10 protein-coding genes are annotated in these 12,476 nt (G+C 63.6%); 5 read left to right on the top strand and 5 right to left on the bottom strand.

Going from position 1 to position 12,476, the window contains the following annotated elements:
• Positions 1-2: 2 nt before the first annotated feature.
• From EN869_RS09105 to EN869_RS09125, 5 genes are all read right to left on the bottom strand, one after another.
• A complete protein-coding gene (locus EN869_RS09105; RefSeq protein ID WP_245489398.1) occupies positions 3-1,424 on the bottom strand; it encodes a hypothetical protein in 1,422 nt (473 codons plus the stop codon).
• A 121-nt stretch (positions 1,425-1,545) separates the two neighbouring features.
• Entirely contained in the window at positions 1,546-2,991 is a 1,446-nt protein-coding gene (locus EN869_RS09110) for a hypothetical protein (RefSeq protein ID WP_245489399.1), read from the bottom strand.
• Positions 2,978-3,946 carry a GDP-L-fucose synthase gene (locus EN869_RS09115; protein WP_127225678.1) on the bottom strand — a complete coding sequence of 323 codons (969 nt, stop codon included), beginning with the start codon at positions 3,944-3,946 and terminating at the stop codon, positions 2,978-2,980. The genes EN869_RS09110 and EN869_RS09115 overlap by 14 nt, the downstream gene beginning before the upstream one ends.
• An 11-nt stretch (positions 3,947-3,957) precedes the next feature.
• A complete protein-coding gene (gmd, locus tag EN869_RS09120) occupies positions 3,958-5,046 on the bottom strand; it encodes a GDP-mannose 4,6-dehydratase (RefSeq protein WP_127225677.1) in 1,089 nt (362 codons plus the stop codon).
• A gap of 75 nt (positions 5,047-5,121) precedes the next feature.
• Positions 5,122-6,276, bottom strand: coding sequence for a dihydrodipicolinate synthase family protein (locus EN869_RS09125; RefSeq protein WP_127225676.1), 1,155 nt, complete (start codon positions 6,274-6,276; stop codon positions 5,122-5,124).
• 244 nt (positions 6,277-6,520) lie between these two features.
• On the opposite strand from EN869_RS09125, the gene EN869_RS09130 reads away from it, so the two are divergent.
• From EN869_RS09130 to EN869_RS09150, 5 genes are read left to right on the top strand one after another with little or no spacing between them, the layout of a single operon-like run.
• A complete protein-coding gene (locus EN869_RS09130; RefSeq protein ID WP_127225675.1) occupies positions 6,521-7,564 on the top strand; it encodes a LacI family DNA-binding transcriptional regulator in 1,044 nt (347 codons plus the stop codon).
• Positions 7,561-8,577 (top strand): Gfo/Idh/MocA family oxidoreductase, encoded by a 1,017-nt coding sequence (locus EN869_RS09135; protein ID WP_127225674.1) that lies wholly within the window; start codon positions 7,561-7,563, stop codon positions 8,575-8,577. Before EN869_RS09130 ends, EN869_RS09135 begins: the two co-directional genes overlap by 4 nt.
• Entirely contained in the window at positions 8,574-10,175 is a 1,602-nt protein-coding gene (locus tag EN869_RS09140; protein WP_127225673.1) for an acyl CoA:acetate/3-ketoacid CoA transferase, read from the top strand. Before EN869_RS09135 ends, EN869_RS09140 begins: the two co-directional genes overlap by 4 nt.
• Positions 10,168-10,944, top strand: a complete 777-nt coding sequence (locus EN869_RS09145; protein ID WP_127225672.1) for an enoyl-CoA hydratase/isomerase family protein — start codon at positions 10,168-10,170, stop codon at positions 10,942-10,944. Before EN869_RS09140 ends, EN869_RS09145 begins: the two co-directional genes overlap by 8 nt.
• Positions 10,945-10,954: 10 nt before the next feature.
• Positions 10,955-12,466: an aldehyde dehydrogenase family protein gene (locus EN869_RS09150; RefSeq protein ID WP_127225671.1), complete on the top strand. Its 1,512-nt coding sequence runs from the start codon at positions 10,955-10,957 to the stop codon at positions 12,464-12,466.
• Positions 12,467-12,476: the final 10 nt, after the last annotated feature.

A 12,476-nucleotide genomic window follows, 5' to 3' on the forward strand; every position in this document is an offset into this window, starting at 1 on the left:
ACTCATTTTGCTCCCGGACCGCGCCTTGCCGTTATGGCCGACCGGATCACCAGCTCATTCTCCTGAAAGAGCCTGTTGGCAGGCTCCGCCTGCAATGACAGGGCGGCCATCGCCAGCGCGGCCTCCGTTCTGCCCAGAGCCGCGTGAAGGATATGCGCAGCGCATGCGGCTGCATAGGCGTGGGAGGCCCTGCCCGCGGCAATATAGAGATCGAAGTCGTTCGCCATGACAAAGTCGCGCCATGAACGGCTGGTCAGCAGCTTCATGATCTCGGTCGGGACTTCGCCGGAAGCGTCGAACTCCTTGGTCATGAACCGCCTCAGGATCGCCTCGCCCGACGAATAATTCTTGTCGCGAAAATGGCTCGCCGCTATCTTCAGCGCATAGGCACCGTTGTGCGGATCGAGCGCCAGGGCCTTTTCCAGGATTTCCCTGGCCTCAGCCGGGCTGATCGCGTCTTCCAGCAGATAGAAGGCCCATTGGTAGCCAAACGCCGCCTCCAGCGGATGGTAGTCGGATTGCCGGGCTTTTAATTCCTCGAGGATCATGCCCGCCGCCCGGTGTCGATTGAACAGCGCCTTGGGTCTCAGGACCGGAGCGCCGCCCATCACCGAGGCGATGGTCGCGAACACGCTGCTCCCCGCGTAGATTTGCCGACACTGCGCCATCAGCGCCATCTCGAAAAATGCTCTGAGCGTCCCGTCGGCGAATTCATTCGCTCCGAAATCCTCGGTGAGGAAAGCGCCTGTCTCCGATTTCAGATAGGCGAGCATCGCCCGGTCCTGGCCGACAAGCAGGGTCGCAAGGCCCTTCGATGCAAGCTTCGACACGATCGCCCTGGCCAGCGGCGCGGGAATGGCCTTTTCGCCGAATTCCAGCCTTGAACGATAGGGGCCATAGACAATGTCGCCGCTGCGCAGATGGAGCGCCGCCATCGGGCGCGAGGCCCACCGCTTTTTGGCGGCGGCGATGGCGGCCGCCACGGGCGCGGAAAAGCCGAGCGCGGCGAACGCCTCATGTCTCCATCTGGCCCGCTTGCTGGCCGGCATCCTGGCCTTGAACCAGCCATGCCGGAGCGATTTCAGGATCTGAAAATCATTGCAGATCCAGCCTTGCAGATCGGATTGGGCGGCTTCTGCCTCGAGGCTCCTGCGGGTGAAACAGGTGCCCTCAAGGGTGGAGAACCGGGCCGCGTCTATCTCCTCTCCCAGCCAGTGCTTCTCGATGAAGCCGGCGGAAAACACATTGTCGACCCGGTCGACCGCGTGGAATTGCATGTCCGCGACGGATTGTCCGTTCCAAGTGAAGCCGAAACGGCATCCCAAATTGTCGGCGAGGCATTTTGCGTTGACGATCGCGACCAGACGCCCTCCGAGGCCATCCTCCCTGGTCGCCGCGAAGATCTTCGTGGAGAAATCACTCAAGCGTCTCAACCTTGCATGCCGGGCACATATTGCCGATGGCTGGATACCGCGCCCGCCGCGATATTGGAATTTCATTGGGGTGCGCGATCTCGCCATTCTGTATCTGTGGCGGCGGACCTGACTACCTCGCGCCAAGTCCACGCAGCCAGGCGATCCGCCATCTTGCCTTGGCGACCAGGCCGGACTGGGGCTTCCTGCCTTGCAGGATGCGTTGCCTGACCTTCCGCAGGATCGGGTCCGCCGGAGCGGCATTGACCGTCCGCTGCGCCATCGCCAGCGCCCTTTCCCGATCCGTCGCCGTTTGTTGGAGTATCCAGGCCGAACATGCCGCGGCATAGGGATAGCCTGCTTCGCCGGCGGCATGGAAGAACGCGAAATCCGCGGCATATGGATATCTGTCCGACATCATCTCTCCAAGCAGCCGCATGATCGTCACCGGTATTTTGCGGCGCGCCTGAAATTGCCGCGTCACCACGGACTTCAACATGGCCTCGCCCGAAGCGTAGTCGCGCTCGCGAAAATAGGCCGACGCCATCTTCAGCGGATAGGCATCATTGTCCGGATCGAGGGCGCGCGCCTTCTCCAGGATCTCGCGCGCCTGGCCGGGGGCAGCGGTCTGCTCGATGGCCAGGAACGCGGACTGGTAGCCGAAGGCGGCTTCGCGCGGATCGTAGTCCGCCTCGTGGTTCTTCAATTCGTTGAGAATGATCGCGGCTGCTCGCGGCGCGTCGTGGAGCGTGGTCGGGTACATGAGGGGCACATCCCCCATCAGCGACGCTATCTCGGCGTAGATGCTGCGTCCCGCGTAGATCTGCCGGCAGCGCGCCATCAGCGTCATCTCGAAGAACGCTTTCAGGGTCTCGTCCGCGAACGCGTCGGCGCCGAAATCGCTGGTCAGCATCGCCCCGGTCTCGGCCTTCAGATAGTCGAGCGTCGCGCGATGCTGCCCGATCAGCAGCGTCGCCATGCCCAATCGCGAAAGCTCCGAGACGATCGCCTTGGCAAGGGTCGCGGGAATGACCTTCCCGGCAAAGACAAGATTCGTACGATATTTGCCATGCACGATGTCGCCGCTGCGCAGGTGAAGCGCCGCCGTTGGACCCGGAAAACGGCTTTCATTGGCGCTGTCGATCGCTTCCTTGACTGCTGTTGAATAATTGAAGCTGCGCAACGTTGCTGACTGGCCGACGAGTTGCGTGGGTTCGCCGCGATAATGCGTCAGGATGCGGAAATCGTCGCAGATCCAGCCGCGCAGTTTCCTCTCCTTGGCGACCTCGCCCAGGCTGCGCCCGGCGAGAGCGGCCTCGTCGAGAATGCCGAAGCTGGACGTCTTGATCTTTCCGCCAAGCCAATGCCTTTCAATGAAATCAGGTGAAAAAATCCTGTCGGCGGCCTCGACGCTGTGGAACTTTTTTTCGCCCGCGCCCCTTCGGGCCCAGGTGAAGCCGAAGCGGTAACCAAAGGTGTCGGCAAGCGCCTTGGCGTTTACCATCGCCAGAAGGCGGCCGCCCAGCCCGTCGATCCTGGTGGCGGCGATCAGCGTCGAAGCGGGATCAGTCGGCGCCAAGACGGATGTCGCCCTTTTCGACATGTTCGAGAAACCACGCATAGGTCTGCTGCAATCCATCGCGCAGCGCGTATTTCGGACGCCAGCCGGTCGCGAACAGCCGCGACACATCCAGCAGCTTTCGCGCCATGCCGTCCGGCTTCGTCGGATCGAAGGTGATCTCGGCGCTCAGGCCGACGACCGAGACTATGGTCCGCGCAAGCTCGGCGATCGTGACGTCCTCGCCGCTGCCGACATTGACGTGGCTGTCGCCGGAATAATTCTTCAAAAGCCAGACAAAGGCGTCTGCGGCGTCGTCGACATGCAGGAACTCACGCATCGGCCGACCCGAACCCCATACCGGCAGGGTTTTTTGGCCGGCACGCCTGGCCTCATGCGCCTTCCGCATCAGCGCCGGCACGACATGGCTGCTGTCGAGGTCGAAATTGTCGCCCGGACCGTAAAGGTTGGTCGGCATGGCCGAGATGAAATTGACGCCATATTGCCGCCGGTAGGCCTGGCAGAGTTTCAACCCGGCGATCTTGGCGACGGCATACCATTCGTTGGTCGGTTCGAGCGGGCCGGTGAGCAGCGCGTCTTCCGGGATCGGCTGCGGCGCAAGTTTCGGATAGATGCAGGATGAGCCGAGGAACAGAAGTTTCTGCACCTCGCTGCGGAAAGCGGCCTCGATGACGTTGGTCTGCACGACGAGATTTTCGTAAAGAAAATCCACCGGGAAGCTGTCATTGGCAAGAATGCCGCCGACCTTGGCGGCCGCCATGATCACCGCATCGGGCCGCCGGTCCTCCATCCAGCGGCGCACGCCGGCCTGGTCGAGAAGGTCGAGCTCGCTCCGCGCGACGGTCAGGATCTCGCAATCCTCGCCCGCCAGACGGCGTACCAGCGCCGAGCCGACCATGCCGCGATGGCCGGCGACGAAAATACGCTTTCCCTTGAGATCGAAATTGTTGCCCATGGCGCGAATCCCTAAATGGAGCGACCGCTGCGCCATGCGCCGCCTGCGGCACGCGTCAGGTCGGTCCGAACCATCTCCGCCACCAGGTCCCTGAAGGTGACCGTGGCCGACCAGCCCAGAACGTTCCTTGCCTTGGTGGCGTCGCCAATCAGCGTGTCAACCTCGGTTGGCCGGAAATAGCGCGGATCGACCCGCACCAGCACCGTGCCCGAAGCTTCATCGATGCCGACTTCATCGACGCCCCCGCCTTGCCAGCGGATGGTTCGTCCGGTTTCAGCGAAGGCCAGCTCGACGAACTCGCGCACCGAATGGGTCTCGCCGGTCGCGAGCACGAAATCGTCCGGCTCACCATGTTGGAGGATGCGCCACATGCCCTCGACATAGTCACGCGCATGGCCCCAATCGCGCTGGGCATCGAGATTGCCGAGATAGAGCGTGTCCTGCAGCCCATTGTGGATCGAGGCCGCGGCGCGCGTGATCTTGCGGGTGACGAAGGTTTCGCCGCGCGTCGGGCTTTCATGGTTGAACAGGATGCCGTTTGACGCGAACAGGCCATAGGCTTGGCGATAATTGACCGTGATCCAGTAGGCATAAAGCTTGGCCGCCGCATAGGGCGAGCGCGGCCGGAAAGGCGTATTCTCGTTCTGTGGGGTTTCCGCCGCCTGGCCATAAAGCTCCGAGGTCGAGGCCTGATAGAAGCGCACCGATTTGTCGAGGCCGAGGATGCGGATTGCCTCGAGCAGCCTCAGCGTGCCCAAGGCATCGGCATTGGCGGTGTATTCAGGGGTTTCGAAACTCACCTGGACATGGCTTTGGGCGCCGAGATTGTAGATCTCGCTCGGCCTCGTCTCCTGCACGAGGCGGATCAGATTGGTCGCATCTGTGAGATCGCCATAATGCAGAAAGAAGCGCGCGCCGCTCTCATGCGGATCGACATACATGTCGTCGACACGCTCGGTGTTGAAGGAAGACGACCGGCGTTTGACGCCGTGGACGACATAGCCCTTTCCGAGCAACAGCTCAGCCAGATAGGCCCCGTCCTGTCCGGTCACGCCGGTGATAAGGGCGACTTTGCCTGCCCCAGCCACTTTGTCAGTCATTGCCTTGTTCGTCCGCGCCTATTTTCGGCAAACGAATACGATTTGTCGACGGAAGGCAAATCCCCGGGGGACGACTCAGAGGCCTGCTGTCGCCAGCAGGGTCTTCATCCTGGAGACGGCAAGGTCAGGGTTGGCCAGCAATCCGGCCTGATCGGCAAGGCGAAAGATGTCGGCGTAGTGGCATATGCCGCGCGCTGATTGCATGCCGCCCACCATGGTGAAATGGTCCTGATGCCCGTTCAGCCAGGCCATGAAGACGATGCCGGCCTTGTAGTATTCGGTCGGCGCCTCGAAGATTTTTCGCGACAGCGGCACGGTCGGCGCCATCAGCGCGTCATAGCCGGCACGATCGCCTTCGGCCAGCTTCGCCAGCGCGGCGTTGGCCACCGGCGCGATGGCGTCGAAGATGCCGAGCAGCGCGTGTGAGTGTCTTTTGCCGTCGCCGGCGATCAGCTCCGGATAGTTGAAATCATCGCCGGTGAACATCACGACGCCTTCTGGCAACCGGTCGCGCAGAAGCACTTCCTTGCCGGCGTCGAGCAGCGATATTTTTATGCCCTCGACCTTGTCCGCATGCCGCTCAATGATGGCGACGACCGTGTCGAGCGCCGCGTCGAAATCGTTGCTGCCCCAATAGCCCTTGAGCGCCGGATCGAACATGTCGCCCAGCCAGTGCAGGATCACCTTGCCCGATGCCTGGGAGAGCATCCGGTCATAGACGCGAAAATAATCGTCCGGCCCCTTGGCCACCGCCGCCAGCGCGCGGCTCGCCATCATGATCGCCTTGCCGCCCTCGCCTTCGATGAAGCCGAACTGCTCCTCATAGGCGCTGATGACGTCGTCAAGCGTTTTTGCTGCCGCCGGCGCCAGATGATCGGTTCCCGCCCCTGAAGCAAGGTCGGCGCCCGGCACTGTCCTGGCCTTGGCGATCGAGCGGCGGATCAGTTCCCTGGCGCTCGCCCAGTCGAAGCCCATGCCGCGCTGCGAGGTATCCATGGCTTCGGCGATGCGGAAGCCGAGCCGCCACAGATGATGGCGAAACGCCATAGTCTTGTCCCAGTCGACCGCTGGCCGCGACCACGGATTGGTCATCGCGATCGGATCGGCGACGACGTGGGCCGCGGCATAGGCGATGCGCGAAAAACACGCGCCTTCACTCGGCGCAACCGGTCTGCCGACGAGCCGGTACCTGATCCGGTCGCCGTTTTCCGCAGGCAAGATGATGTCCATCGAACTCTCCCGTTGCGGCTCCTATAACTGGAACGTTCCAATAAATCAAGAACCTTTATGATTCAAGAGATCCGAGCCGGCCGGCAGCTGCAGCGCGATGCGGAACCCCTTGCGCCGTCGAAAGATTTGAACCGCTCCTAACAATTTTTGGCTTCTCATCAGAATCACGATTGACTCTGATTTCGGACAGTGATTAGAACGTTCCAATAAATTCGTTCAAAAAACCGTGGAGGACGGGACGACGATGGCCAGCCGGGCCAAGGCGACGATCCTGGACATCGCCCGCGAGGCCGGCGTGTCCAAGTCGACGGTGTCGCTCGTGCTGCAAGGCAGCGGGCTGATCCGGCCTGAAACCGCGGTCAAGGTGCGCAAGGCAATCGAGGATGTCGGCTATGTCTACAACCGCGGCGCCGCCAATCTCCGCAAGGCCCATTCCAACGTCATCGGGATGGTGATCAACGATCTCACCAATCCCTTCTTCGCCGAGCTTGCCGTCGGCATGGAGCGCGTCTTCCAGGCGGCGGGCGTCGTGCCCTTCATCGCCAACACGGCGGAGAATCCGGTGCGCCAGGAAGAAGTGCTGAAATCGATGATGGAGCAGGGCGTCGCCGGCCTGATCGTCTCGCCAGCGCGCGGCACGACGCCTGGCGCTTTCCGACGTATCGAAGCGGCGGGCGTGCCCGTGGTGTTCGCCATGCGCAGGCTGCCCGAGAGCCGCATACCGGCAATCGCGCCCGACAACCATCGCGGCGCCTGTCTTGCCACCGAGCATCTGATCCGCAAGGGCCATCGCCGCCTTGCCTTCTTCGGCGGCTCGTCCGACCTCGTCGTCTATCAGGAGCGCCTGGGCGGTTTCCTCGAAGCCTGCGAGGCGTTCGCCATCCCTTTTGCCAACCGGACGATCGTCGAGGGCGAGACCAGCCGTAAGGGCGGCATGGCCTGCCTGGAGACGGCGCTGGCCATTTCCGAACCGCCGACAGCGGCCCTTTGCTTCAACGACGCGGTCGCCTTCGGCGTCATGCTTGCATTGCGCAAGCGCGGCCTGGAAGCTGGAACGGACTTTGCTGTCGTCGGCTTCGACGATGTCGCCGAGGCTGAGCACTACAGCCCGGCGCTGACCAGCGTCGCCGTCGACACGGCGGGCCTCGGCGAGCGCGCCGCTCACGTCATGCTGAAGATGATCCAGTCGCGCACCACGCGCGCCGAGGACCATATCGGCGCCGTCAGCCTGGTCGTGCGGGAAAGCAGCGGTCCGGACCGCAACAGCCAAGTGGGAGACGCGGCATGAGCGTGCGATGGGGACTGATCGGCGCCAGCACGATCGCCAAGCAATTCATGATCAATGCCATCCGCGCGCAGGCCGATGGCGAGGTCGCCGCCGTGATGAGCTCGAGCGCCGAGCGCGCCGAGGCTTACGCCCGTGAAAATAACATATCTGTCGCTGTCTCGACCCTCGATGCGCTGCTCAGCGAGGACATCGACGCAGTCTACATCTCGACCACCAACGAATTGCATCTTGAACAGGGTCTGGCCGCCATCAAGGCCGGCAAGCATGTGCTGTGCGAGAAGCCGCTGGCGCTGACCAGCGCCAATGCGCTCAAGATGGTCACCGCCGCTAAAGCGGCCGGAATCGTCTTCGGCACCAATCATCACCTGCGCAATGCCGGCACGCATCGCGCCATGCGCGAGGCGATTGCCAGCGGCCGTATCGGCAAGCCGATCGCCGCGCGCGTCTTCCACTCGGTCTTCCTGCCGGAAAACCTGCAAGGCTGGCGCATCACCAAGCCAGAAGCCGGCGGCGGTGTGGTGCTCGACATCACCGTGCACGACGCCGACACGCTGCGCTTCGTGCTCGGCGACGACCCGGTAGAGATCTCCGCTTTCACGCAATCCGCCGGCATGGCCGGCAGCGGGCTGGAAGACGGCGCCATGTGCCTCTGGCGCTTCAAGTCCGGCGTGATTGCCCAGTCGCATGAGGGCTTCACGACGAAATTCGCCGGCACCGGTTTTGAGCTGCACGGATCGGAAGGCTCGCTCATCGCCACCAATGTGATGACGCAGAAGCCGATCGGCTCGGTGCTGCTGCGCACAGCCGATGGCGAGGAAGAATTGAACTTCGACCGCGAGGACCTCTACACGCGTTCGCTGCGCCAGTTCCATGCCGCGATCCGCGGCGAAGGCCAGCCTGCCGCCACCGGCGACGACGGCATCTGGTCGCTGGCCTCGGCCGAAGCAGCACTTCAATCCGCGAAGACCGGCAAGGCCGTCGCTATCGACCCGCAACTTGGGAGCCTCGCGTGAGCAAGCTCGTCTCGGCGGCTTACGCCGCCAGCCTGATCAAGGACGGCATGGTCGTCTCGGTGTCGTCGTCGAGCGGCCTCGGCTGCCCGGACGCCGTGCTTGCCGCGATCGGCGAGCGCTTCGATGCGGAAGGCCATCCGAAGAATATCACCACGCTGCACCCGATCGCCGCCGGCGACATGTATGGCATAAAGGGCATCGACCATCTCGCCAAGCCCGGCCTGTTGAAGCGCACGCTGTGCGGCTCCTACCCGTCCGGTCCCTCCTCGTCCGAACCGCCACAGATCTGGAAGATGATTGGCGACAATTCGGTCGCCGCCTACAACGTGCCGTCGGGCATCCTGTTCGACATGCACCGCGAGGCCGCCGCCAAGCGTCCGGGCGTGCTGACCAAGGTCGGCCTCGACACCTTCGCCGATCCGCGTCATCAGGGCTGCGCCATGAATGCGGCGGCCAGCGAGCCGATCGTTTCGGTGCAGCAGTTCGACGGCGAGGAATGGCTCTATTTTCGCGCCATCGTGCCCCACATCTCGATCATCCGCGCCACTTCCGCCGACGAACGCGGCAACCTGACCTATGAGCATGAGGGCGCCTATCTGGGCGGCCTGGAGCAGGCATTGGCTGCCCGCAACAATGGCGGCATCGTCATCGCGCAGGTCAAGCGCGTCGTCGAGAACGGCACGCTGAAGCCGCATGACGTGCGCGTTCCCGGCGTGCTGGTCGACCATATCGTGGTGGCGCCTGATCAGTTGCAGACGACGCAGACGCCTTACGACCCGGCGATCTCGGGCGAGATCTTCCGGCCGCTGTCGACCTTCCGCACGCCCGAGATGAACATCCAGAAGGTGATCGCCCGCCGCGTCGCCATGGAGTTGCGTGACGGCATGGCCGTCAACATCGGCTTCGGCATCTCGGCCAATGTGCCGCGCATCCTCTTAGAGGAAGGCCAGCACGGCAAGGTCACCTGGGTGATCGAACAGGGCGCCGTCGGCGGCGTGCCGCTGCTCGACTTCAAATTCGGCTGCGCCTCCAACGCCGAGGCGATCATGCCCTCGCCGCACCAGTTCATCTATTTCCAGGCCGGCGGCTTCGACGCCTCGCTGCTCTCGTTCCTGCAAATCGACCGCCACGGCTCGGTCAATGTCTCGAAGCTTTCTGCAAGGCCACACGTCACTGCCGGCGCCGGCGGCTTCGTCGACATCACCTCGCGGGCGAAGAAGATCGTCTTCTCCGGCTTCTTCAATGCCGGCGCCAAGCTCTCGCTCGCCGACGGCGCTATCCGCATCGACCAGGAAGGCAAGGTCAAGAAGGTGGTCGAGGAGGTCGAGCATATCTCCTTCTCGGGAAAACGCGCCGTCGCGCAGGGGCAGGACATCACCTATGTCACCGAACGCTGCGTGATGAAGCTGACGCCGGACGGGCTTATGGTGACGGAACTGGCGCCCGGCATCGACCTCGAACGCGATGTGCTGACGCAGGCCGAGATCCCGCTCGCCGTCGCCAATGACCTCAAGGTGACGCCTGTTGCGCTCTATCAGGACCGGCCGATCGGTCTGTCGCTCAATGGCGGCGCCTCGCTTGGAGGCGCGCATGGCTGAACGCCTCGTCACCTTCGAAAGGGACGGCGCTGTCGGCATCGTCACGCTGCGCCGTCCAGAGAAATTCAACGCGCTTGATATCCCGATGCTGCGCGCGCTGGCAGCAGCGCTTGACGAAGCCGAACTGGCCGAGGGCGTGCGCGTCGTGCTCGTCCGTGGCGAAGGCAAGGGTTTTTGCGCGGGCGGCGACGTCGAGGCCTGGGGTGCGATGAGTGCCGCCGATTTTCAGGTGCAATGGGTGCGCTACGGCCACCGTGTCTTCGACCGGCTGGGGCGGCTCCGGCAGCCGACCATCGCGGTGCTCTCCGGCCATGCGCTGGGCGGCGGACTTGAACTGGCAGCGGCCTGCGATTTCCGCGTCGCCGAGACGCAGGTGAAGCTCGGCTTCCCCGAAACCTCGATCGGCGTCGTTCCCGGATGGTCGGGCACACAGCGCGCCGTGCGCCGCTTCAGTGCACAGATCGTGCGCCGGATGGCGATTGGTGGCGAGATTTTCCTGGCGGCCGATGCGCTCGCGCACGGCGTCGTCGATCGTGTCGTCGAAACCGGCAAGGCTTTCGACGAAGCCAGAAGCTGGGCCGAAAAGATCGCCGAGCGCGGGCCGCTGGCAACCGAGGCCGCCAAGCTGATGATCGGCGTTGCCGAAGGCGAGGAAGACGCCGCCGCGACCGAGGCGCTGGCCAGCGGCTTCATCGCGCTCACCGCCGACCTGAAAACCGGTGTCGGCGCCTTCAAGGCCAAGCAGAAGCCGGCCTTTTCGAGATCCTAGAGAAGAAACGATGAACGCACCGCTCAACATTGCCATGCCGGCCGAGGCCTCTCAGGCGCCGAAGGCCTACAAGCTGCTGATCGACGGCAAGCATGTCGACGCCCGCGACGGCCGCAGCATCGAGCGCGCCAGCCCCGGCCATGGTTTTGTGGTGTCCCGCTACGCGCAGGCGAATGCGGGTGAAGTAGAGGCCGCGGTCCAGGCCGCTCACAGAGCTTTCGAAATCGGCCCATGGCCGCGCATGAAGGCGTCGGAACGCGCCGCGGTTCTGCTGAAGACCGCTGACCTGATCGAGACTCGGCTGGAAGAGATCGCCCGCCTCGATGCGCTGGAGTCCGGCAAGCCGATCGCCCAGGCGCGCGGCGAGATCGGCGGCGCGATAGACATCTGGCGCTACGCCGCTTCGCTGGCCCGCACGCTGCATGGCGAGAGCTACGCCAATCTTGGCGACGATATGCTGGGCGTGGTGCTGCGCGAGCCGGTCGGCGTCGTGTCGATCATCACGCCGTGGAACTTCCCCTTCCTGATCGTCAGCCAGAAACTGCCTTTCGCTCTCGCCGCCGGCTGCACGGCGGTGGTCAAGCCGAGCGAGATGACGTCGGCCTCGACCTTCGTGCTCGGCGACATCCTGCTCGAAGCCGGGCTGCCGGCCGGTGTCGTCAACGTCCTTGCCGGCTTCGGCGCCGATGTCGGCGCGCCGATGGTCAGCCATCCGCTGGTCGAGATGGTTTCCTTCACCGGCTCGACCCGCGTCGGCAAGATGACCATGGCCGCCGCTTCCGCTTCGCTGAAGAAGGTGTCGATGGAACTCGGCGGCAAGAATGGCCAGATCGTCTTTCCCGATGCTGACCTCGAGGCTGCGGCTGATGCCGCTGTGTTCGGCGGCTTCTTCAACGCCGGCGAATGCTGCAATGCCGGCAGCCGCCTGATCGTGCACGAGGCGATCGCCGACGATTTCCTGGGCGCGGTCAAGTCGCTGGCCGACAAGGTCCGCGTCGGCGATCCGCTCGACGACCGCACCAAGGTCGGCGCCATGATCTCGGCCGACCATACGGCAAAGGTAGCCGGCTATGTTGCGGCGGCGCAAACCGACGGCGGCAACGTTTTTGCCGGCGGCGCCCGGCTTGTCTCCAATGCCGGCCAATATCTCGATCCGACCATCATCCGCAACGTTAGCGAGGATATGGCGATCGCGCGTGAGGAAGTATTCGGCCCGGTGCTGTCCGTGCTCACTTTTGAGACGATTGAGAGGGCATTGCACATTGCCAACAACACGCCCTATGGTCTGTCTGCAGGGGTGTGGAGCGCCAGCATCGACACCTGCATGTCGGTGGCGCGTGGTGTGCGTTCGGGGACGGTTTGGGTGAACACGTTCATGGAAGGTTACCCCGAGCTGCCTTTCGGGGGCTACAAGCAGTCCGGTCTGGGACGCGAACTCGGCAAACGCGCTGTCGAGGACTATACCGAAGAAAAGACTATCCAGTTTCATCGCGGCCAGCGCACCGGTTGGTGGGTCGGCTGAGTTGGGAGAC

This window comes from Mesorhizobium sp. M2D.F.Ca.ET.226.01.1.1 (assembly GCF_004022705.2).
Taxonomy (GTDB): Bacteria; Pseudomonadota; Alphaproteobacteria; order Rhizobiales; family Rhizobiaceae; genus Mesorhizobium.